This is a genomic window from Allobosea sp. (assembly GCF_035999205.1).
Taxonomy (GTDB): domain Bacteria; phylum Pseudomonadota; class Alphaproteobacteria; order Rhizobiales; family Beijerinckiaceae; genus Allobosea.
Genome location: NZ_DASYHA010000025.1, coordinates 1,192,186 through 1,212,163, shown reverse-complemented (window position 1 = coordinate 1,212,163; position 19,978 = coordinate 1,192,186). Strand labels below are relative to the sequence as shown.

At 67.6% G+C, this 19,978-nt stretch carries 20 protein-coding genes and 1 tRNA gene; 4 read left to right on the top strand and 17 right to left on the bottom strand.

What is annotated here, in order from left to right; translation table 11 throughout:
- Positions 1-5: 5 nt before the first annotated feature.
- The 5 genes from VGN82_RS21110 to VGN82_RS21090 form a co-directional block, all read right to left on the bottom strand.
- Positions 6-1,031: a 5-oxoprolinase subunit C family protein gene (locus VGN82_RS21110; RefSeq protein ID WP_327529009.1), complete on the bottom strand. Its 1,026-nt coding sequence runs from the start codon at positions 1,029-1,031 to the stop codon at positions 6-8.
- A complete protein-coding gene (locus VGN82_RS21105) occupies positions 1,028-1,762 on the bottom strand; it encodes a 5-oxoprolinase subunit B family protein (protein ID WP_327529008.1) in 735 nt (244 codons plus the stop codon). Before VGN82_RS21105 ends, VGN82_RS21110 begins: the two co-directional genes overlap by 4 nt.
- Positions 1,759-2,517: a 5-oxoprolinase subunit PxpA gene (locus VGN82_RS21100; RefSeq protein ID WP_327529007.1), complete on the bottom strand. Its 759-nt coding sequence runs from the start codon at positions 2,515-2,517 to the stop codon at positions 1,759-1,761. The genes VGN82_RS21105 and VGN82_RS21100 overlap by 4 nt, the downstream gene beginning before the upstream one ends.
- Positions 2,518-2,608: 91 nt before the next feature.
- On the bottom strand, positions 2,609-3,385 hold the full coding sequence (locus tag VGN82_RS21095; protein WP_327529006.1) for an SDR family NAD(P)-dependent oxidoreductase: 777 nt from the start codon (positions 3,383-3,385) through the stop codon (positions 2,609-2,611).
- Positions 3,385-4,083 carry a hypothetical protein gene (locus tag VGN82_RS21090; RefSeq protein ID WP_327529005.1) on the bottom strand — a complete coding sequence of 233 codons (699 nt, stop codon included), beginning with the start codon at positions 4,081-4,083 and terminating at the stop codon, positions 3,385-3,387. Before VGN82_RS21090 ends, VGN82_RS21095 begins: the two co-directional genes overlap by 1 nt.
- A 133-nt stretch (positions 4,084-4,216) precedes the next feature.
- Between VGN82_RS21090 and VGN82_RS21085 the strand changes: the two genes are divergently transcribed.
- Genes VGN82_RS21085 through VGN82_RS21070 form a run of 4 tightly spaced genes read left to right on the top strand, consistent with a single transcriptional unit; the run spans position 4,217 to position 7,740 of the window.
- Positions 4,217-5,068, top strand: a complete 852-nt coding sequence (locus VGN82_RS21085; RefSeq protein WP_327529004.1) for an IclR family transcriptional regulator — start codon at positions 4,217-4,219, stop codon at positions 5,066-5,068.
- Positions 5,065-5,889, top strand: coding sequence for an ABC transporter permease (locus VGN82_RS21080; protein WP_327529003.1), 825 nt, complete (start codon positions 5,065-5,067; stop codon positions 5,887-5,889). Before VGN82_RS21085 ends, VGN82_RS21080 begins: the two co-directional genes overlap by 4 nt.
- 59 nt (positions 5,890-5,948) lie before the next feature.
- The gene (locus tag VGN82_RS21075; RefSeq protein ID WP_327529002.1) at positions 5,949-6,941 is read left to right on the top strand and encodes an ABC transporter substrate-binding protein; all 993 of its coding nucleotides are present in this window, start codon (positions 5,949-5,951) and stop codon (positions 6,939-6,941) included.
- Between the two features lie 7 nt (positions 6,942-6,948).
- The gene (locus VGN82_RS21070) at positions 6,949-7,740 is read left to right on the top strand and encodes an ABC transporter ATP-binding protein (RefSeq protein WP_327529001.1); all 792 of its coding nucleotides are present in this window, start codon (positions 6,949-6,951) and stop codon (positions 7,738-7,740) included.
- A 34-nt stretch (positions 7,741-7,774) separates the two neighbouring features.
- Here the strand turns inward: VGN82_RS21070 and VGN82_RS21065 are convergent, their stop codons facing one another.
- The 12 genes from VGN82_RS21065 to pdeM form a co-directional block, all read right to left on the bottom strand.
- Positions 7,775-8,746, bottom strand: coding sequence for an ABC transporter ATP-binding protein (locus VGN82_RS21065; RefSeq protein ID WP_327529000.1), 972 nt, complete (start codon positions 8,744-8,746; stop codon positions 7,775-7,777).
- Positions 8,743-9,723 (bottom strand): ABC transporter ATP-binding protein, encoded by a 981-nt coding sequence (locus VGN82_RS21060; protein ID WP_327528999.1) that lies wholly within the window; start codon positions 9,721-9,723, stop codon positions 8,743-8,745. Before VGN82_RS21060 ends, VGN82_RS21065 begins: the two co-directional genes overlap by 4 nt.
- On the bottom strand, positions 9,720-11,264 hold the full coding sequence (locus VGN82_RS21055; RefSeq protein WP_327528998.1) for a gamma-glutamyltransferase: 1,545 nt from the start codon (positions 11,262-11,264) through the stop codon (positions 9,720-9,722). Before VGN82_RS21055 ends, VGN82_RS21060 begins: the two co-directional genes overlap by 4 nt.
- Positions 11,264-12,172, bottom strand: a complete 909-nt coding sequence (locus VGN82_RS21050) for a polysaccharide deacetylase family protein (protein ID WP_327528997.1) — start codon at positions 12,170-12,172, stop codon at positions 11,264-11,266. Before VGN82_RS21050 ends, VGN82_RS21055 begins: the two co-directional genes overlap by 1 nt.
- A 10-nt stretch (positions 12,173-12,182) precedes the next feature.
- Positions 12,183-12,968, bottom strand: coding sequence for an SDR family NAD(P)-dependent oxidoreductase (locus VGN82_RS21045; RefSeq protein ID WP_327528996.1), 786 nt, complete (start codon positions 12,966-12,968; stop codon positions 12,183-12,185).
- A 13-nt stretch (positions 12,969-12,981) separates the two neighbouring features.
- Entirely contained in the window at positions 12,982-13,833 is an 852-nt protein-coding gene (nikC, locus tag VGN82_RS21040; RefSeq protein WP_327528995.1) for a nickel transporter permease, read from the bottom strand.
- Positions 13,830-14,756 carry an ABC transporter permease gene (locus VGN82_RS21035; protein WP_327528994.1) on the bottom strand — a complete coding sequence of 309 codons (927 nt, stop codon included), beginning with the start codon at positions 14,754-14,756 and terminating at the stop codon, positions 13,830-13,832. The genes nikC and VGN82_RS21035 overlap by 4 nt, the downstream gene beginning before the upstream one ends.
- Positions 14,757-14,762: 6 nt before the next feature.
- Positions 14,763-16,268 carry an ABC transporter substrate-binding protein gene (locus VGN82_RS21030; RefSeq protein ID WP_327528993.1) on the bottom strand — a complete coding sequence of 502 codons (1,506 nt, stop codon included), beginning with the start codon at positions 16,266-16,268 and terminating at the stop codon, positions 14,763-14,765.
- Positions 16,269-16,352: 84 nt separating this feature from the next.
- On the bottom strand, positions 16,353-17,864 hold the full coding sequence (locus VGN82_RS21025) for an ABC transporter substrate-binding protein (RefSeq protein ID WP_327528992.1): 1,512 nt from the start codon (positions 17,862-17,864) through the stop codon (positions 16,353-16,355).
- Positions 17,861-18,649 carry a GntR family transcriptional regulator gene (locus tag VGN82_RS21020; RefSeq protein ID WP_327528991.1) on the bottom strand — a complete coding sequence of 263 codons (789 nt, stop codon included), beginning with the start codon at positions 18,647-18,649 and terminating at the stop codon, positions 17,861-17,863. The genes VGN82_RS21025 and VGN82_RS21020 overlap by 4 nt, the downstream gene beginning before the upstream one ends.
- A 355-nt stretch (positions 18,650-19,004) precedes the next feature.
- Positions 19,005-19,079 (bottom strand) — tRNA-Thr (locus VGN82_RS21015).
- 194 nt (positions 19,080-19,273) lie between these two features.
- Entirely contained in the window at positions 19,274-19,969 is a 696-nt protein-coding gene (pdeM, locus tag VGN82_RS21010; RefSeq protein ID WP_414644356.1) for a ligase-associated DNA damage response endonuclease PdeM, read from the bottom strand.
- Positions 19,970-19,978 lie beyond the last annotated feature (9 nt).

Genomic DNA, 19,978 nt, shown 5'->3' with positions numbered 1-19,978 from the left:
CGCGGTCAGCCTTGTCCGTGGGCATCGATCCAGCCGTCGACCAGGCTGAGGCCGAGCAGGAATTCCGAGCTGAAGGCGTTGCGCGTCAGCGGCTCGATCGCGATCGGCCCCGACAGGAAGGAGCGCTCTTCCGCCAGGGCCGCGACCGCTTCGGCGTGCGACACCGCGCGAAAGGCGATCTGCGTGCCGGGCCTCGCCTGGGCGAGCCGGCCTAGATCGGCCCCGATGACATTGGCGATCTTGGGATAGCCGCCGGTCGACTGCCGGTCGGCCATCAGCACGATCGGCTGGCCTTCGCCGGGGACCTGGATCGCGCCCCTGGCGACGCCGTCGGAGGGAATGTTGAAGCCGAGCTTGTGGCTGAGCGTCGGCCCCTCGAGGAAACAGGCCATGCGGTCCCCACGAGTCGAGATGCGCCATGGGCCCGCAAGGAAGGCCGCGATCTGGTCTTCGGCGAAATAGTCGTGCTGCGGGCCGAGCAGCACGCGGATCAGGTCCGGCTGGCGTTCGAGCATGGGCGCGACGATGCGGCCCGTCGCGATGTCGCCATTGCCGGCCGGAGCCGCAGTCAGCCGATCCCCGGCCTGAAGCATGCGCCCCTTCAGGCCGCCCATGCCGGTGCGCGTATGCGTGGCGCTGGAGCCGAGCACCTGGGGGACGTCCAGCCCACCCGCGATGGCGAGATAGCACCAGACGCCGGCAGGACCCGCGCGCAGCCGCAGCGTCGCTCCCGGCTCCAGCCGCAGCACCAGGGCCGAAGGCTGCGCCTGCCCGTCCAGCGTGAGCTGAAAGTCTCCTCCGGCAACAGCCACCGCCGCGGGCGCGCCCTCTGTCGTGACCTCGATTCCGCCGAGCGAGACCTCGATCGCGGCGGCATCCGGGCGATTGCCGAGCGCATGATTGGCGATGGCATGTGCAAGAGGATCCATCGGGCCGGCGCCGGTGACGCCATAGCGCAGATAGCCGCGCCGGCCGCCATCCTGGACGGTGACACCGGGTCCGGCCGACAGGACGCGCAATCTCGGCCTCATGGTGCCTGCCTCCGGGCCACCACTTCGCCGGCTTCGGCGCGTGCATCGAGAGCCATGAAGGTCGAGGCATCGATCGGCTCGAAGCGCAGGCTGTCGCCCGGCTCGAACAGGAAGGCTTCCGCGCGCTCCGGCGCATAGAGTCGTTCCGGCGTGCGGCCGACGACATACCAGCCAGTGGGCATCGAAAAGCTGGCGATCGCGCTCAAGCCGCCGCCGACCAGCACGACCTTGCTGTCATGGGGAGGGCGCGGCTTGATGCGGCGCGAGATCGCGATCGCCTCGGGCAGGCCGCCGAGATAGGTGAAGCCCGGCGAGAAGCCGTACATGTAGACCCGGTAGCTGGCGGAAGCGTGGATCGCGGCGGCCTCGGTCGCGGAGAGCCCGAGCAGCGCCGCCATCTCGGCCAGGTCCTCGCCATGCGGGAGATCGTAGCAGCAGGGCACGGTCCAGTGTGCGGCGGCTCGTTTCGAGGCGACCGGCGCTGTCAGGCGCTCCTCGACGAGAGCGACCAGCCGCGCCCGCTCCAGCCGGAGCGGATCGTAATGGATCATCAGCGAACGATAGGTCGGCACCAGTTCCCGCAGTCCTTCCGGCGGGTCCGCGGCCAGCGCCGCATCGAGCGCCAGCACCCGATCGCTGATCGCGGGATCGACACTGCGGCCGAATTCGACCACGAGCGCAGCCTCGCCTGCGTCCAGAAAGAGCGGGCGCTCGCCCTGTCCGGTGCTCATGCGAAGGGGGCGAGCCCGATGCCGGCCTGCTCGAGCGCCTCACGGACGCGCCGCGCCGTGGCGACGGCATGGCTGGAATCGCCATGCACGCAGACCGAGCGGATCGGCGTGGGCAGGCGCCGGCCGGACAGCGTGATGATGGCGCCCTCCGTGACCATGGCCACGACGCGGTCGGCTGCCTCCTGGGGATCGGTGATCATGGCGCCGGGCTGGCTGCGCGCCACGAGCAGTCCCTCTTCGGTATAGCCGCGATCGGCGAAGATCTCCTGATGCACCTGCAGCCCGGCCGCCTCGCCGGCGGCGACCTGTTCGGTCAGCGCCGTCGCGAGGAAGGAGAGCTTGGGATCGACCGCCTTGATCGCCCGCGCGATCGCATCCGCCACGGGCCGCTCCTCGCAGGAGATGTTGCCGAGCGCGCCGTGCGGTTTGACATAGGTGATGCGATGGCCGGCATAGGCGGCGAGCGCCGCCGCCGCGCCGACCTGATAGGCGACGAGGCGTTCGATCTCGCCAGTGGAGAACGGAATCCGCCGGCGGCCGAAGCCCCAGAGATCGGGAAAGCCCGGATGGGCGCCGACCGCCACGCCGCGCTCGCGTGCGACCGTAAAGGTGGTGGCCATGATCTCTGGATCGCCCGCATGCAGGCCGCAGGCGACATTCGCCGAAGTGACGATTCCGAGCATCGCCTCGTCATCGCCGCAGCGATAGGCGCCGAAGCCTTCGGCGAGGTCCGAGTTGAGATCGATCGTCGTCATGGCCTGTCCCCTGAAGCCGGCACCGGACCGGCGCAGCCTTGCCTGCGCCGACCATAGGATGATCGTCGCCGGCGGTGATAGAGCCTGATGATCAGTAAGTCGCCCGGCCCCCCGAGAGGTCGAAGATGCCGCCGGTCGAGAAGGAGCACTCGTCCGAGGAGAGCCAGAGCACCATCCGCGCCACCTCGTCGATCTCGACGAAGCGGGCCATCGGAATCCGGCCGAGGATGTCGGCCCGCCGCTCCGCCGAAATCTCCCGCGCCATCGCCGTCTCGGCCGCTGCCGGCGTGATCGCCGTGACGATGATGCCCTCCTGCGCCGTTTCCTTGGCGACGCTCTTGGTTAGCGCCATCAGCCCGGCCTTCGAGGCGCTGTAGGCTGAGGCCCGCGCCATGCCTTCCTTGCCTTGTATCGAGGCGATGTTGACGACATGGCCGCGCAGCGGATGCGGGGTCACGCGCGAGGGGCGCGGTGCCTGCTGGCGCATATGCCCGACGACGGAACGCGTTACCAGATAGGCGCCGAAGAGGTTGACCTGCAGGACGCGTTGGAAATCCTCGGGCGAGGTCTCCCAGATCGGTTTGACCTCGCCGAGCACGCCGGCATTGTTGATCAGGATGTCGATGCTGCCGTGATCGGAGAAGGCTGCATTGGCGGCGCGCTCGACCGCGGCCGGATTGGTGATGTCGACGATGCGGGTGCTGGCCCCCAGCTCAGCTGCGGCCTCGGCGAGGGCAGTCGCGTTGCTGTCCCACAACTCGACGCCGGCGCCGGCGTCGAGCAGGGCGCGGGCGATGCCGCGGCCCAGCCCACCGGCTCCGCCGGTGACGATCGCATAGCGCCCGGAAAGATCATAGGTCGCGCCCATCAGCCGGCACTCCAGGCGGTCTTTGTCCGTGTGATCTGGTGGCGATAGAGCCCGAGCGAATAGGGGCCCCGGCCGCCGATCGCATCGAGCCTTTCCGGTGCGAGTTCGGCCTTCGCGGTGGCGACGAAAGCCGCCTCGTCGCCCCAGCCTTCGAGCAGCAGCACCCAGCGCGGGACGGTGTTGGCGACGCCCCGCGCTTTTTGCTCGGCGGTGGCAACGCCGCTCGCCTCGGCGTCGGCCGTCAGGAGATGCACGGCCGCGATCCCGGGCTTTGCGAGCAGATCGGGAATGCTCTGGCGCTGGAGGCTCGTCTTGTGGGCAGCCGCATTCGTGTCGGCTACGTCGTAGCGCAAGGTCGCGATCAGCCCGCCCTGGGCCGGGCCTGCGCTATGGGCGACGCGGCAGATCGAGCGCGCCACCGAACGGAAGTGCTTCACCGCCGAAAGCGTCCATGGCGTGGGCGCGTTGACGCGCGCCGTATAGTCCTGCCCCTTCAGCACCTCGACGCTCAAGGCCTCGTAGAGATTGAAGAATTCGAGATCGGCCTCGATCGCGACATAGCGCCGGCCGCGCTGGAAGCCGGGGATGCCGACTCGCTCCGGCATGTGCTCCTGGCCGTGCCAGGCATAGAATTCGTCGCGCCCTTCCGGCGCGATGTCGTGCCAGATCGCGACCGCGCCCTCTCCAGACAAGCTCACCAGCAACCTCCCGCGCATCTTGGCGAGGCGCGTTGACTCCGCCTCTGTTGCCTCATATACGGAAATCAATTCCGAATTGGAATTCAATTCCAAAAATAAAGTTCGCAGGGTAGAGACGCAGAGGGATGGAACGGTGACGATCGCAGCGGTCGAGCGCGCGCTGAACATGCTGGAGGCGCTGGCGGGCGAGCCCGACGGGGCGGACCTCGGCGTTCTGTCGAGCCGACTCGACCTGCCTGCCAGCGCGACGCACCGCCTTCTGACGACATTGGCCGAACGCGGCTTCGTCACGCAGGACGCAGGCACCGGTGCCTATGCGCTGACCCTGAAACTCTCCCAACTCGCCTTCCGCAATCTCGATCTCCGCGGCCTGCCGGATGCCGGGCAGATCGTGCTCGACGCGCTCGCCCACAGGACACGCGAATATTGCCGTCTCGCTGTGGTCGAGGATGAGAGCCTGGTCTGGATCGCCCGGGCGCAGGGCGCGACCGCCGGTTTGCGCTATGACCCGCCGATGGGGACGGAGATCGTCCTGCACGCCACGGCGACCGGCAAGGCCTGGCTTGCCTCCCTGCCGGAGGCGGAAGCCTTGCGGATCGTCTGCGCTCGCGGCTTCCAAGCAGGCGACCGGACCGGCCCCAATGCGCTGTCCGACGTCGATGCGCTGCGCGCCCATCTCGCCGAGACCCGCAAGCGCGGCGTCGCCCTTGCCGTCGAGGAGGGGGAGATCGGCACGGTCGCCATGGCCGTCGTCTTCCGCTCGGGCCCGGCCCCCGACGCGGCCATCGCCGGCACGCTCAGCGTCGCTGGCCCCTTGCCGCGAATGACCGAGGAACGGCGTGGCCCGATCGCCCTGGCGCTGCAGGAGGCGGCGCAGGACATGGCCGCGATCTGGCCACTGCGTCGACGGCAGATGCAGGCGCCGGTGAGGCCCGGCGCCAAGGGACAGCCGCAAGCCGAACTCCAGGCGAGAACCAGCGCATGACCGACAACGCCGCACCTGCTCCGACGACACGGCCGATCCCTCCGTCCGAGGTCACGCCCGGCCGCCTGGCCGCCTGGACATCGGCGATTGCCTGGCCGCTGGCGAGCTTCGGCGTGCTTCTCCTCGCCTGGGAGGTGCTGGTGCCCATGGCCGGCGTTCCGGAATACATCCTCCCAGTACCGAGCGCCTTCTTCGAGCGGCTCTGGACGGATCGCGCCCTGATCTTCCAGCACATGCTGATCACCGCCAACGAGATCGTGCTCGGCTTCCTGATGGCGGCGGTGATCTCGATCCCGCTCGGCTACATCATCGTTTCGGTCCGGCTGCTCGAGAAGGCCATCTATCCGGTGATCGTCTTCTTCCAGCTCGTGCCCAAGATCGCGATCGCGCCGCTCTTTGTGGTCTGGTTCGGCTTCGGCCTGTTCCCGAAGGTTCTGCTGACCTTTCTGCTCTGCTTCTTCCCGACGCTGGTCGCCAGCATGACCGGTTTCCGCGCGCTGGATGAGCGCGTGCTCTACCTGACCCGATCGATGGGCGCGACGCCCTGGCAGACCTTCCGCAAGGTGCGGGTGCCAGCGGCGCTGAACTACATCTTCTCGGGGCTGAAGGTCTCGGCCGTCTTCGCGGCGACCGGCGCGATCGTCGGCGAGTTCGTCGGCGCTAATTCGGGCCTGGGTTATCTCCTGCTGCGCGGCACGAGCTTCCTCGACATGCCCTTGATCTTCGCCTGCCTCGTCGCGCTGAGCTTCGTCGGCATCCTGTTCAGCTACCTCGTCGACGGGCTGGAGGTCCTGCTGATGCCCTGGCAGCGCAAGGGCTGAGAAACGCTCCACAAACCATCAACCCGGGATCAACCGGGATATCTGGGAGGATGAAGACCATGAACCGACGCAGTTTGATCACCGCCGCCACCCTGCTGGCTCTGAGCGCGAGCACGGCCCTCGCGCAGGGTGCCGGCAAGCCGATGAAGATCACGCTGAACTTCCTGGCCGCCGCGCCCAATGCCGGCTTCATGATGGCCAAGCAGATGGGGCTCTACGAGAAGGCCGGCATCAACCTGACGATCGAGGAGGGCAAGGGCTCCGGCACCACGGCCCAGATGGTCGCGACGGGACAGGCGGATGTGGGCTTCGCCGACGCGCCGGCCGCCATGCAGCTGCGCAGCAAGGGCGCGCCGGTGAAGATCGTCGCTCCGGTGCTGCAGACCAACGGCTTCGCCATCATCTCGCTGGCCGAGAGCGGCATCGCCTCGCCGAAGGACCTCGTCGGCAAGAAGGTCGCCGTCCAGCCCGGCACCGCCCAGACGATCCTGCTGGAGGCGATCCTCGCCAGCAATCAGATCGACAAGACCAAGGTCGACGTCATCGCCATCGATCCGGCTGCCTTCGTCGGCGCGCTGTTGGAGAAGAAGGTCGACGCCATCCTCGGCGGCGCCGATTTCCACTCGATCCAGATCCGCGAACGCGGCTTCAAGGTCACCGACATCTTCTATCGCGATGTCGGCGTGCCCACCGTCGGCCTCTCGATCATTGCCCGCGATGACCGGATCAAGGCCGATGCGGAGCTGTTCAAGAAGTTCGTCGAGGCGAGCCTGCAGGGCTGGGAAGCCGCCCGCAAGAACCCCGATGCTGCGGCGGATGCCGTCGTGGCGCAGTTCCCGGCCGTGAAGAAGGCGCAGGTGCTGGCGCAGTTCGACGTCGTCAACAGGCTGCTCTGCGCACCGGGCGCGACCTCGCTCGGCAGGGTGCCCGAGAAGAATTGGACCGTCAGCTTCGACCTGCTGACCCAGTATCTCGGCCTGCCCAAGGACAAGCCGATCACCGACTACTACAGCACCGAACTGCTGCCGGCCTCGGCCGCCGCCTGCTCGTGAGGCCAATGTGACCGACCTTGCCGTCAGCACGGGGAAAAGCGCCGCGTCCATCACCGGGCGCGGCATCGTCAAGACTTTCGGCGGCTTTACCGCCGTCGATGGTCTCAACCTCGACATCAGGAGCGGCGAGTTCGTTAGCCTGATTGGCCCCTCCGGCTGCGGCAAGAGCACCTTCATGCTGATGGCGGCGGGGCTGATTCCTGTCACCAACGGCGAGCTTCTGGTCGACGGCAAGGCCCTGACCTCGCCGTTGACCGATATCGGCATCGTCTTCCAGGACCACCTCCTGCTCGAATTCAGGACGGCCCTGGAGAACGTGATGTTGCAGGCCGAGATCCGGCACCTGCCGCTCCAGCCGGCCAGGGAGCGCGCGCTCGAACTCTTCGCAAAGCTCGGGATCAGCCATGCCGTCGACCGCTATCCCAAGCAGCTTTCTGGCGGCATGCGTCAGCGCGTCTCGATCGCGCGGGCGCTGATCCATGATCCCAGCGTGCTGATGATGGACGAGCCCTTTGGCGCGCTCGACGCCATCACCCGCACTCAGATCCGCCACGACCTCGAAATGCTCTGGCTGGAGACCGGCAAGACCGTGGTCTTCATCACCCATTCGATCGAGGAGGCGATCGGCTTGTCCGACCGCGTTCTGGTGATGTCGCCGACGCCGGGCCGCGTCGTCGACGAGATCGCGATCGAGTTGCCGCGTCCGCGCCCGGCTCATCTCGGCGATTATCCGAGCTTCAATGCCTATGCCGACCGCATCCACGAAGCCTTCCGGCGCTTCGGCGTGATCAAGTACTGAGGCGCCGGGTGCGCGGAACTCGGTACGGCACGGCCTACCGTGTCAGGAAGCAGGCGGCCTCCGTTGCCGAGATTGTCGGGCGCAGTTCCGGTCGCGCCGTGGCGCAGGTCTCGACGCGGGTCGGGCAGCGGCTGATGAAGGGGCAGCCTGGTGGCGGAGCGAGCGGGCTCGGCAGGTCGCCAGTCAGGATGATCTTCTCGCGCTGGCGCTGCTGGACCGGGTCCGGCAGCGGAATCGCGGAGAGCAGGGCCTTGGTATAGGGGTGTTGCGGCGCCTCGAACATCAGGTCGATCGGTCCCCGCTCCATGACGGAGCCGAGATAGAGCACGATGGCCTCGTCGGCGATGTGGCGCACCACCGAGAGGTCGTGCGAGATGAAGAGATAGGCGAGGGCGAGGTCGCGTTGCAGTTCCAGCAGCAGGTTCAGCACCTGCGAGCGGATCGAGACGTCGAGAGCCGAGACCGGCTCGTCGAGGATCAGCAGGCGTGGCGACAGGGCGAGCGCGCGCGCGATCACGACGCGCTGGCGCTGCCCGCCGGAAAGCGCGCTCGGCAGCCGTTCGGCGAAGGTGGCCGGAAGGCCGACGCGGTCGAGCAGTTCGGCGATGCGCTTGCGACGGTCGTTGCGCGTCCAGCCCGCGATGGCGAGGGGCTCGGCCACGCTGTCGGCGATGCTCATCTTGGGATTGAGTGCGGCGCTCGGGTCCTGGAAGACGATCTGGATGTCCCGGGCGAGATGGGCCCGATCCGCACCGCGGAGATGGGTGATGTCGCGGCCATCGAAGAGGACCTTACCGCCCGTCGGCTGTTCCAGCCCGATGACGGCATAGGCTGTCGTCGACTTGCCGCAGCCGGATTCCCCGACAAGGGCCAGCGTGCGGCCGGCGGCGAGGTCGAACGACACGCCATCGACCGCCTTGACCACGCCGCCCGGCGTGCCGACGCCCCGGCGCAGCTTGAAATGGACTTTGAGGTCTCGAACCTGGAGAAGCGCTTCTGCCGTCATGCCAGCGCCTCGACCCGGGCCGTGTGCCAGCAGGCGGCGGCATGGTTGTGGCCGACATCGGCCAGGTGTGGCACCTCCCGGCAGGCTTCGTCCGCGAGCGGACAGCGTGTCCGGAAGCGGCAGCCATCGGGCCAGGAATCCGCGCTCGGGACCATGCCCTCGATGGTCCGCAGCGTCGTCTTGCGGCGGCCATGCAGGGTCGGGATCGTCGCCAGCAGCAGCTTGGTGTAGGGGTGGCGCGGCGAGGCGAAGGTGGCCTCCACCGAGCCGCTCTCGACGACGCGCCCGCCATACATCACGCAGACATCGTCCGCGAGATCGGCGACGACCCCCATGTCGTGGGTGATCAGCACGATCGCGGTGCCGACATCCCCGCGCAGGTCGCGCATCAATTCCAAGATCTGCGCCTGGATGGTGACGTCGAGCGCCGTCGTCGGCTCGTCGGCGATCAGCAGGGCAGGGCGGCAGATCAGCGCCGAGGCGATCATGATGCGCTGGCACATCCCGCCCGACAGTTCGAACGGATATTGCCGCGCTCGCCTGGCCGCATCGGGGATGCCGACGCGCGTCATCATGGCGATCGCCTCCTCCCGTGCGGCCGTAGGCGAGAGGCCGCGATGCAGACGCAGCGCTTCCTCGACCTGCTCGCCGACCCGCATCAGCGGATTCAAGGAAGCCACGGGCTCCTGGAAGATGATCGTGGCCTCGTTGCCCCTGACGTCGGACAAGGCATCTTCGCCGAGGGGCAGCAGATCGCGGCCGTTCAGCCGGATTTCGCCGCCTGCGACGCGTGCCGCCCTTGGCAGCAGGCCCAGCACCGACAAGGCGGTGAGGCTCTTGCCGCAGCCGGATTCGCCGACGATGGCGAGGATGCGGCCCGATCCGACGCTCAGCGAGACATGATCGACGATGCGGTTGCCGCCGATCTCGACGACGAGGTCGTCGATCGCCAGGACGGGGATGGTCGCGGCGCTCATGCGGTTGCCGCCACCACGGCCGCCCAGGGGCTGGTCGGATGGGCCATGCCTGTGAAGCCGCCGCCCTCGGTCGCCATCACCGCTGAGGGAATCGAGAAGTTCACGGGGTAGAGCGTGTCCTCGACGATCTCGACCGGGAAGGCGCCGGCGATGGTCGCCGCGACATCGGCCTCGGCGCGAGCGTCGATCTTGATGCGCGGGGTCGAGGCGTCGATACGTGGGCGGTGAAACACCTCTTCCAGCGACAATCCGAAATCGGCCATTCCCGAGATCAGCTGCAAGATCGTCGGGAAGATCGTGCGCCCGCCCGCCGCGCCGATCGCGAGCATGGGGCGGCCGCCTCGGCTCAGGATCAACGGGCACATATTGGCGAGCGGCTTCTTGCCCGCCGCGATGCTGTTGGGTTGGCCGGTGCGCGGATCGAACCACATCATGCCGTTGTTCATGATGATGCCGGCCTGAGGCAACGCGACCTTGGCGCCGAAGCGCGAGAGCAGCGTATTGGTGAGCGAGACCATGTTGCCGCTGCGATCGACCACGCTGACGTGAGATGTGCAACCGGCCTCGGGCGTCGCGGCATGGCCAAGCGTGGTCAGGCGCTTTTCATAGGCTTCCCGGATGGCGGTGGCATAGAGCAGGGCGGTCTGGGCAGGCGAGGTCGCCCGCGATAGCGGCCCGTCTGCGAGGCGCTGCGCCGCGTCGAAGAAGGTCGGGCTGCCGCTCAAACCCGGCACGGCGGCGATGTCGAAACCGCGATAGCGGCCCGCCAGCGCTGGCGCCCAGACCGGCTCATACGCCGCCAGATCGCTGGAGCGCAGTGGCGAGCCGCCGGCTTCGAGATCGGCTGCGATCTGGCCGGCGCACTCGCCTTCATAAAAGTCGCGCGCTCCCGCCTTGGCAAGCCGCCGCAGCAGCTTGGCCTTGAGCGTCATCGGCTTGAAGCGGCGCGTGTCGGCGCCGGCCTTCGGGCCATGGCCGTCGTCGAGCAGGATCGCGGAGAGCGTAGGGTCGCGCGCAAGGCCGGGAGCTTCGATCGCGATGCAGAGCGCGGCGAACCAGTCGATTTCCAGCCCGCGCTCGGCATGCTCGATCGCGGGTTGCAATGCCTCGTCCCAGGAGATCGAGCCATGGCGCTCCAGCGCGGCGGCAAGGCCTGCGATCGCGCCGGGCACGCAGATGGCCCCATAGCCCGAGACATTCCGATCCCCGACCACCGAAGGCCAGCTGAACCAGTTGCCGGCCTGGGCGTCGGCCAGCGGATAGTCTGCCGGGTCGAGCCCTGCGGCCGAGCGCACGTTGAAGTCGAGCGTTTCCGTCTCGCCTGTCTTGCCGTCGGCATGGACGAGGAAACCGCCGCCACCGATGCCCGACAGCCAGGGCTCGACCGTGCTGAGCACCAGAGCGGCGACGACGGCCGCATCCATGGCGTTGCCGCCGCGCGACAGGACATCAGCGCCGGCCTGTGCCGCATGGCGGTTCTGGGCTGCGACGAGGCCATGCTCCGACTGCACCGCGGATCTCTGGATGGTGAATGTCTGCATCAGCGAGGGGCCTTGAAACGATGGGGACCGCTCGCCTCGGGCAAGCGCAATGGCACGCTGAAGCGTTCGGCATTGGCACTGGCGGCATGATGCGCCGCGACTTCGCCGACCGTGGCGATCCAGGTTCCGGGCGAGGTCGCAACGACATCGAGCAGCTTTTCCAGCATGCGGATGCGACCGGCCCTCCCGGAGATCCAGTCATGGATCGTCAGCATCATCATCCGGCCCTCGCGATGCAGGACATGCCACTCGTCGAGCCAGGCTTCGAGGATTCCGCCCTGCGGCGATGGCGGGGCTCTGTCGGTCGGGCTGCCGGAGAAGCGGAAATAGATCGCGTCGTCGACCGCCCAGAGCACCGGCACCTGCGTGACGCCGTCGATCGTGTAGGGGTGGTCGAACCCCATCAGCGACGAATCGTAGAGACCCCGGCGCTTGACCTCGGCCAGCATGAACGGCGTCATTTCCCAGGCTGGCGAGCGGAAACCCTTGGGCACGATGCCGGCCTGGCTCTTGAACAGCGCCAGAGATTCATCGAGCGCGCGGGCAAACTCCTCGGGCCCCGCTTCGGTGGCGAGCTCATGGAAATAGCCGTGCAGCCCGACCTCGTGGCCGCGCGCGACGAAGGCCGGCAACAGGTCCGGATGGTTCCTGGCGACGAGCCCCGGCACGAACATCGTCGCCTTGATGCCGTAGCGGTCGAGCAGGTCGAGGATGCGCCAGATGCCAATGCGCGGACCGAACAGGCGCTGCTCGATCTGGCCCAGCGTTTGCGGCGCGTCCGTTGGTAGGTTCCACTGGTAAGGGCTCTCGGCGTCGACATCGACTGAGAAGCAGAAGGCGCTGCTCTTGCCCTGCGGCCATTCGTAGGCCGAGGGGACGAAGGTCGCCGGAGATGAGTCCGGATTCATCGCGCGGCCCTCACAGCGCGCTCTTCTTGTCCTGATGGACCGCGAGCGTGCCGGCCGAACCGCCGCCATCGACGGTCAGCGTCGCGCCGGTGACATAGGAGGAGGCGTCGCTGGCGAGATAGAGCAGCGCGTTGCCGACATCCGCGCGCGAGGAGGGGCGGCCGAGCGGGATCTGCGCGATCGTGTTGCGGACATGCGCCTCCGACAGGCTGCTCACCGTGCTGCCGGCGGCAAAGCCCGGCTCGAGTGCGTTCGAGCGGATGCCATATTCGGCCAGCTCGACGGCAAAGCCCTTGGTCAGGCGGTCGAGCGCCGTCTTGGAGGTCGAATAGACCGTGGCAGTCCGCCGCATCTTGCGCGATGCGCCCGACGAGATGTTGATGATCGATCCCTTGACGCCCTTGCGGACCATCTGCGTCGCAAGCTCGCGGCTGAGGATGAAGGGCGCACGCAGGTTGATCGAGAAGATGCGGTCGAACTCTTCGGTCGGCGTGTCCAGCAGGAAGGCGCTCGGGTAGATGCCGGCATTGTTCACGAGAATGTCGGCGGCTCCCCAGCGCGTGCCGATCTCGGCCGTCAGGGCCTTGATCGAGGCCTCGTCGGTGAGGTCGGCGGTCTTCCAGAAGCTGTCGCCGCTCAGGCCCAGGGTTCCGGCGAAGGCCGCGAGGTCGTCAGCCTTGGCATCCGTCAGGGCCAGGGTCGCGCCGGCCTGGTGAAGCGTCTCGGCAATCCACTTGCCGATCACGCCGCAGGCGCCGGTGACGAGCGCGCGCTTGCCCTTGATGTCGTCGAACATGGTCAGATCATCCTCAGCGGAAACGGGGGTCGAGACGATCGCGCACGGCATCGCCGGTCAGGTTGACCGCGAGCACGAGCACGAAGAGACAAAGCCCGGGCAACGTCGCCACCCACCAGGCGGTGGCGACGTAGTTGCGGCCGGTGGAGAGCATCGAACCCCAGCTTGCTGTCGGCGGCTGCACGCCGAGACCGAGGAAGGACAGGCCGGCCTCGAACAGGATCATCAGGCCGAATTCGAGCGTCGCCACGACGCTGACCGCACCGATGATGTTGGGCAGGATGTGGCGGAACATCACGCGCGGCGCGCCCGCGCCCATCAATGCGGCGAGGCGGACATAGGGCATCGTCGCGACCGACAGCGTCTGGCTGTAGGCGACGCGGGCGTAGCGCGGCCAGCGCGTCAGGGCGAGCACCATGATGACGTTGACGAGGCTCGGCCCCAGCACCGCGACGGTGATGATCGCCAGCAGCACGGCCGGAATCGACAGGAAGACATCGACGACGCGCATCACCAGCGTCTCGACCCAGCCGCGCCGATAGGCGGCGATCATGCCGAGCGTCGTGCCGACCGTGCCCGACAGGATCACCGAGGCGAAGGCAACCACGAGCGAGACGCGCGAGCCGTAGATGATCCGGCTCAGAACGTCGCGTCCGAGTTCGTCGCTGCCGAGCCAGTAGTGGAAGGCGCGCGAGACTGTACCGGGCGGCTTCAGCCGGCCGACGAGATTCTGCGTGTTGGGGTCATAGGGCGCGAGCCATGGCGCGAAGATCGCGGCCAGCACCACCAGCGCGACGATCGTCAGCGGCCACCAGCGGCGCAAGCCGAGCCCTTGGCGCAGACGGGAGGCTGCAACCGCACTCATCGGGCGCCATCCAGGACGATACGGGGATCGACGACGCTGTAGAGCACGTCCGAGATCAGATTGAGCGCCACCGTGACGAAGGCGCCGAGCAGCACGACCCCCTGCACGATCATGAAGTCTCGCGCGAGAATTGCCTGTACCGTGACTTGCCCGATGCCGGGCCAGGCGAAGACGGTCTCGACGATCACCGCTCCCGCCAGCAGGTTCGAGATTTCCAGCGCTAGGACCGTGATCACCGGGATCGAGGCGTTGCGCGCGATGTGGCGCAGCAGCAGGCGCGGCGTGCGCACGCCACGCGACCGGGCGGTGCGGGCATAATCCTTCGACAATTCGTCGAGCAGGGCCGAGCGGGCGATGCGCGCAAACGTCGCCATGCTCAGCAGGCCGAGCGCGAAGGACGGCATGACGAGATGCCGGAGGTCGCCCGTCGATGACGGCGGCAACCAGCCGAGCAACACCGAGAACACCATGATCATCAGGATGCCGCTCCAGAAGGTCGGCATGCTCTGGGCGGCAAGCACGAAGCCCGCCGCCGCCTTGGCGATGGCACTGTCGCGAAAGACCGCGAGCAGGATGCCGATCGGGATGCCGATGCCGCAGGCGACAGTGAGGGCGCCCGCCGCCAGCATCAGCGTGTAGGGCAGGCGCGAGCCGATGATGGTCAGGACCGGCACGCGTTGCACGACCGATTGCCCGAGATCGAAGCGGGCGAGATCGGCGAGGAAGTCGAGATACTGGACGACGAGGGGCCGATCGAAGCCCAGCGCGTGGCGCAGGGCGTCGATATCGGCCTTGGTCGCGGTCTCCGGCACCAGAAGATAGGTCGGATCCCCCGTCAGCCGCTGGACGAAGAAGATCAGCGTCGCCACGCCGAGGATGGTGACGAGCGCCTGTCCGGCGCGCTGAAGGAGGAAACCGGGCACTCTGGCTCAGTCCTTCCAGCTCATGCGGTTGACGAAGATGCTTTCGTTGGGCGTCGGCGTCCAGACGAGGTTCTTGGATGTGCCGTACATCTGCGCCGCCTGATAGAGCGGGATCACGAAGTGCTCGCTGGCGATGCGCTCGTGAACGGTCTTGTAGGCGGCGAGGCGCTTGGCCGGATCGAGCGTCTGCCGCCCAGCCTCGAGCGCCTCCTCGATCGTCTTGTCCTTGGCGTTGGCCCAGCCGCTGGCGCTGTGCAGGATCGGGAACAGCACGCCGTCGGCGTCCTGGCAACCGCAGGACCAGCGGCTGAAGGCCATCACGGGGATGGAGTCCGGGCCACTCTGCATGCGCTTCAGCCAGGAGCCCATGTCGGTCATCTCGATCTTCACGTTGAGACCGGCATCGACCAGCATCTGCTGCAGCGCCTGCACGACGCGCTGGTCGTAGACCGGCGCGGTGACCAGCGCGATCTCCTGCTTGGCCTTGGGGCCGACTTCGGCGATCTGGGCCTTGGCCTTGGCGAGATCGAAGGGGAGATCCTTGATGCCTTCGACAAACCCCTCATGGGCCGGCGACAGCATCTGCGCCAGGGGCTTCTCGGTGCCGCCGAGCACGCCGTCGGTGATCGCCTGCTTGTCGATGGCCTGCGCGATCGCACGCCGCACGCGCGGGTCGTTCAGCGGCTCTTTCTGTACGTTCATCGCCAGATAGGCGACACGCTCGGTCAGCACCGGCACAGGCTTGGCGCGCTGCGAGGTCTGGAGCTGTTTGGCGAGATCGCCATCGAGATTGGCGGCCAGGTCTGACGTTCCGGCCATCAGATTGGCGACGCGTGTCGCGGCATCCGGAATGGCCCGGAAGACAACGCTCGGGAACGGCGCCTTGGTGCCCCAATAGGCGTCGTTGCGGGCGAGCGTCACCGATACGCCGCGTTGCCAGCCGCCGAACTTGTAGGGGCCGCTGCCGACCGGCGCGAGGTTGAAGGCATCCTTCCCGACCGCCTCCACGACCTTCTTGGGCACGATCGAGAGCTTCACGAGCTGCGCCAGCAGGGCCGGATAGGCGCCGTTGGTGGTCAGCGTCACCGTTTTGGCGTCGTCGGCGACGGCGTCGGTGATCTTGTCGAACTGGCCGAGTTGCGGGCTGGCGAATTTCGGGTCGGTGATGCGCTTGACGCTGAAGACGACATCCTCGGCGGTCAGCTTCGAGCCGTCATGGAAGGTGATGTCGTCGCGCAGCTGGAACTGGATCTGCGTGTCGGAGAGCTGCTTCCAGCTCGTGGCGACCTGCGGCGCGATCAGGCCCTTGTCGTCGCGGGTGACGAGGTTGTCGAAGATGTTGCGGTAGACATAGTAGCTGTCCGGATTCCACTGGACATGCGGATCGAGCGAGTTCGGCTCGCCCACGAGATCGATCGTCAGGCGATCCTTGGCGGCGAAGGCCGCGCCGCCCGGCACGGCCAGGCAAGCGGCGACCAGCGCGCTTGCGAGCATTCGGCGAGTTCGCTTCATCTTTCGTTCCCCTCTTCTTGTTGATGCGGCGCCCGGTCTCCTCCCGGCGCCTGGCCCTGCGGTTTCAGTGGCTGACGCGACCGCTCAGTCGGTCCAGCTCATCCGGTTCAGGAACATGCTTTCGTTCGGCGTCGGCGTGAAATTCAGGTTCTTGGTCGCGCCATAGATCACGACGGCCTGGTAGAGCGGGATCACCGGCGCCTCAGTCGCGACGATCTCGTGGACCTGCTTGTAGGCGGCGAGGCGCTTGTCCTTGTCGAGAGTCTGGCGGGCTTCCTCCAGCAGACTGTCCGTCTTGGCGTTGCGATAAGCCGACCAGCCGCTGCTCTTGTGCAGCAGCGGGAAGAGCACTCCATCGGCGTCCTGGCAGGCGCAGGACCAGCGGCCGAAGCTCAGCGTCGAGGTACCCTCGGGTCCGGCCTGGGCCCGCTTGAGGTAGCTCGCCATGTCCGACATCGCGATCTTGACGTTGAGGCCGGCTTCGCCGAGCTGCTGCTGCACGGCCTGGACGATGCGCTGGTCGAAGACCGGTGCCGTCGACAGCTCGATCTCGGCCTTCGCCGCCGGCCCTGCCTCGGCGACCAGAGCCTTCGCCTTGGCGAGGTCATGCTTCGGGGCGGCCAAGCCATCGACCCATCCGAAGATCGCGGGCGTCAGCAGCTGCCCGACCGGCTTGTCGAAGCCGCCGAGCAGGCCGTCGACCAGCCCTTCCTTGTCGATGGCGAGAGCTGCCGCCTGGCGGACCTTGATGTTGTCGAAGGGGGGCTTGGTCGTGTTCAGGCGCAGATAGGCGACGCGCTCGGTCAGTCCTGTCAGGGGCTTGGCCTTCGCCGCGGATTTCAGCTGGGCCGCCTGGTCGCTGTCGAGCGTGACGCCGAGATCGCTGGTGCCGGCCTGGAGGTTGGCGAGGCGGGTCGCGCTGTCCGGCACGGCCCGGAAGATCACGCTCGGGAACGGGCCCTTCGTGCCCCAATAGGCATCGTTGCGCGAGAGCGTCACAGCTACGCCGCGCTGCCAGCCCTCGAATTTGTAGGGTCCGCTGCCGACCGGCTTCAGGTTGAAGGCGTCCTTGCCCACCGCCTCGACGACCGCCTTGGGCACGATCGAGAGCTTGACCAGCTGCGCCAGCAAGGCGGGATAGGCTCCGCTGGTCGTCAGCTTGACCCTGGTCGGCGACAGCGCGACAGCATCGGTAATCTTGTCGAACTGCCCGAGCTGCGGGCTGCCGAAGCTGCGATCAGTGATGCGCTTGACGCTGAAGACGACATCGTCGGCGGTCAGTTTCGAGCCGTCATGGAAGGCGATGTCGGGCCGGAGCTCGAACTCGATCTCGTTGTCGGACAGGTACTTCCAGGAGGTCGCGACCTGCGGGACGATCTCGCCCTTGTCGTCGCGGGTGACGAGATTGTCGAAGATGTTGCGGTAGACATAGTAGCTGTCGGGGTTCCACTGGACCTGCGGGTCCAGCGATGACGGCTCGTTGACGAGATCGACGACGAAGCGCTCCTTCGAGGCCTGCGCCGGCGCGACCGTTCCCAGAGCGAGCGCCGCGGCGCAGGCGGCCGCGAGCGAATAGTTCTGCCAGGCAATGCTCATGACTGCTGCTCCTTCGTGAGGGGGGGCGATCGATCTGCGGTTGTGACGCCGGTGCGGCGCTTGCTGCGCCGGCGGGCCGAGCGGGCCGGCGGACGCGAAAGCTGCGCGGATGCAGCCAGGAAGCCGTGGGCGAGCGCATCGGCGAAACGCTGATGCTCCCGCGCGAGCGCCCGCGAGGCCGCCTCGGAATCCGCTGCGATCAGGGCGGTGACGAGGTCGCCGAGATCGGCGGGCAGGATCGGGTGGCCGGCGACATCGAGCATCCGCACGATCCGGTCGGCATGGTCCCAGATCTCCTCGAGCCAGTCGCGGGCGAAGGCGCCAGCGCCTGCCGCGATGAGATCCCGCAGCTGGCGCTCCGCCGCCCGGGCGGTCGCAAGTGCGGCGGGCTCCGGTCGCCCGGTCACGGAGCGCAGCATGCCAAGCAGCGCCACGGCATTGGAACCGGCCGGCTCGGGCAGTGATTGCGCCGCCAGCGAGGCTTCCAGGCGCCGACGACCGTCCAGGACGGCCGCGATCAATGCGCCGTCGATCGGCGCGATCCGCCATCCCTGGCGTGCATGGCGGCTGACGAAACGAGCCGCCGCGAGTTCCGTGAGCGCGACGCGGATGCTGGCGCGGCCAAGCCCAAAGCGCTCGGCCAGGGCCGATTCATGGATGAATTCGCCCGGCGCCAGCTCGCAGCCGACGATGGCCTTGCGCAGCCGTCGCGTCGCGACATCGAGCCGGGCTTCGGCGATCGGGGCAGTCGCGACGGGGCTGAAGGGAGAGGATGTGTCGAGCATGTGACGAAGTCTGAATCGCTTTGTGAGATTTCACAAGAGCGATGTGAGGCTTCACGACAGATTGGAAGATTGTTCCCGGGCCGCGCTGTCGCGGAGATCAGAAGCGCGAAACGATCGGCCGAGGGGCGCCAAACCATCTCGGTCCGCGCGAACGCTATTCATGCCCAGGCGCGGCATCGAGCACCCGCAGACAAGGGCTTGCAGTTGGTCCGGTGTACGGAAAGCTGGAATGGCCCCGAGCGCTAGGGCATTCACGGCCGGGTGTTCGGCTGGCGGGAGGTGAGTTGATCTGCCGCTCTAGATGCGGACCTGCCTTGAGGCCGCGGAAAGGCGCTGGCTGTTCTTGGATAAGGGCTGGTGCTGCGAGAGAGGATTGAACTCTCGACCTCTCCATTACCAATGGAGTGCTCTACCACTGAGCTACCGCAGCAGGATCGTCGGCCATCGTGGCTGGCGGTCGCCTTGAGGCGAGGGTCAGCGGGGGCGTCGTTCCGAAGCGGCGTCCTGATGCCACAAGCCCTTCGCGGACGCAACCCATCTCGTCATCGTCGTGACAGCGATATGGGGATGACCGCCATTTCGCCCTTGCCGGCCGTGCCGTGGCGACGAAACGGCGTGGTCGGCTCAGTCCGGCAGCAGGAGCCGCGGATCGATGCGGAACAGCCGGGCATCGCCGAGCAGATGGGCGCTGAATCCCGGTCCCAGCAGCGGCCGGAATGCCGCGTCGCGCAGGTTCAGCCCGCCGGCATAGGCGCCCATCGCCGGCATGACGCAGCGCTTCGCCGATAGCGCGAAGCAGCGCCGCCGTAGGGCGCGGCCCCGCATCCTGACCTTGGCGGCGGGGTGGAGATGGCCGGCGATCTCGTATCCGGTTTCGTGCGCATCGGGCTCGTGGCGCAGGGTGACGCCGGCGAGTTCGATGCTGCCCGCCGTGTCGCCTCCCATCGCGAGGCTGATCTGGGGGTCGTGATTGCCGGTCACCCAGAGCCAGTCGCGGCCTGTCTGCAATCGCCGCAGCGTCGCGAGCTCGGCTTCGCCGATGCGTGTCTCCGCCTCACGGTCATGGAAGCTGTCGCCGAGCGCGATCACGCGCAGCGGGGCATGGCGTCTGATCGCGGCCGCAAGCGCTGCAAGCGTCGCCGTCGAGTCGTAGGGCGGCAGGAACACGCCGCGCGCGGCGTAGGCCGAGCCCTTCTCCAGATGCAGGTCGGCGACGACGAGCGTGCGCTCGTCGGGCAGCCAGAGCGCGCCCGACAGGTCCGGCACGACCGCCAGCTGCCCAAGCATGAAGGCTGGGCGGTCCATCGCGCCTGCAGCCATCGCCGCTGC

Excerpts from the sequence above, each read along its gene's own strand:
- VGN82_RS21065 (WP_327529000.1), bottom strand. The coding sequence starts at position 8,746 with ATGACGGCAGAAGCGCTTCTCCAGGTTCGAGACCTCAAAGTCCATTTC.
- pdeM (WP_414644356.1), bottom strand. The coding sequence starts at position 19,969 with ATGGCTGCAGGCGCGATGGACCGCCCAGCCTTCATGCTTGGGCAGCTG.
- VGN82_RS21050 (WP_327528997.1), bottom strand. The coding sequence starts at position 12,172 with ATGAATCCGGACTCATCTCCGGCGACCTTCGTCCCCTCGGCCTACGAA.
- VGN82_RS21020 (WP_327528991.1), bottom strand. The coding sequence starts at position 18,649 with ATGCTCGACACATCCTCTCCCTTCAGCCCCGTCGCGACTGCCCCGATC.
- VGN82_RS21045 (WP_327528996.1), bottom strand. The coding sequence starts at position 12,968 with ATGTTCGACGACATCAAGGGCAAGCGCGCGCTCGTCACCGGCGCCTGC.
- VGN82_RS21030 (WP_327528993.1), bottom strand. The coding sequence starts at position 16,268 with ATGAAGCGAACTCGCCGAATGCTCGCAAGCGCGCTGGTCGCCGCTTGC.
- VGN82_RS21080 (WP_327529003.1), top strand. The coding sequence starts at position 5,065 with ATGACCGACAACGCCGCACCTGCTCCGACGACACGGCCGATCCCTCCG.
- VGN82_RS21060 (WP_327528999.1), bottom strand. The coding sequence starts at position 9,723 with ATGAGCGCCGCGACCATCCCCGTCCTGGCGATCGACGACCTCGTCGTC.
- VGN82_RS21075 (WP_327529002.1), top strand. The coding sequence starts at position 5,949 with ATGAACCGACGCAGTTTGATCACCGCCGCCACCCTGCTGGCTCTGAGC.
- VGN82_RS21105 (WP_327529008.1), bottom strand. The coding sequence starts at position 1,762 with ATGAGCACCGGACAGGGCGAGCGCCCGCTCTTTCTGGACGCAGGCGAG.
- VGN82_RS21025 (WP_327528992.1), bottom strand. The coding sequence starts at position 17,864 with ATGAGCATTGCCTGGCAGAACTATTCGCTCGCGGCCGCCTGCGCCGCG.
- VGN82_RS21100 (WP_327529007.1), bottom strand. The coding sequence starts at position 2,517 with ATGACGACGATCGATCTCAACTCGGACCTCGCCGAAGGCTTCGGCGCC.
- VGN82_RS21110 (WP_327529009.1), bottom strand. The coding sequence starts at position 1,031 with ATGAGGCCGAGATTGCGCGTCCTGTCGGCCGGACCCGGTGTCACCGTC.
- nikC (WP_327528995.1), bottom strand. The coding sequence starts at position 13,833 with ATGAGTGCGGTTGCAGCCTCCCGTCTGCGCCAAGGGCTCGGCTTGCGC.
- VGN82_RS21055 (WP_327528998.1), bottom strand. The coding sequence starts at position 11,264 with ATGCAGACATTCACCATCCAGAGATCCGCGGTGCAGTCGGAGCATGGC.
- VGN82_RS21095 (WP_327529006.1), bottom strand. The coding sequence starts at position 3,385 with ATGGGCGCGACCTATGATCTTTCCGGGCGCTATGCGATCGTCACCGGC.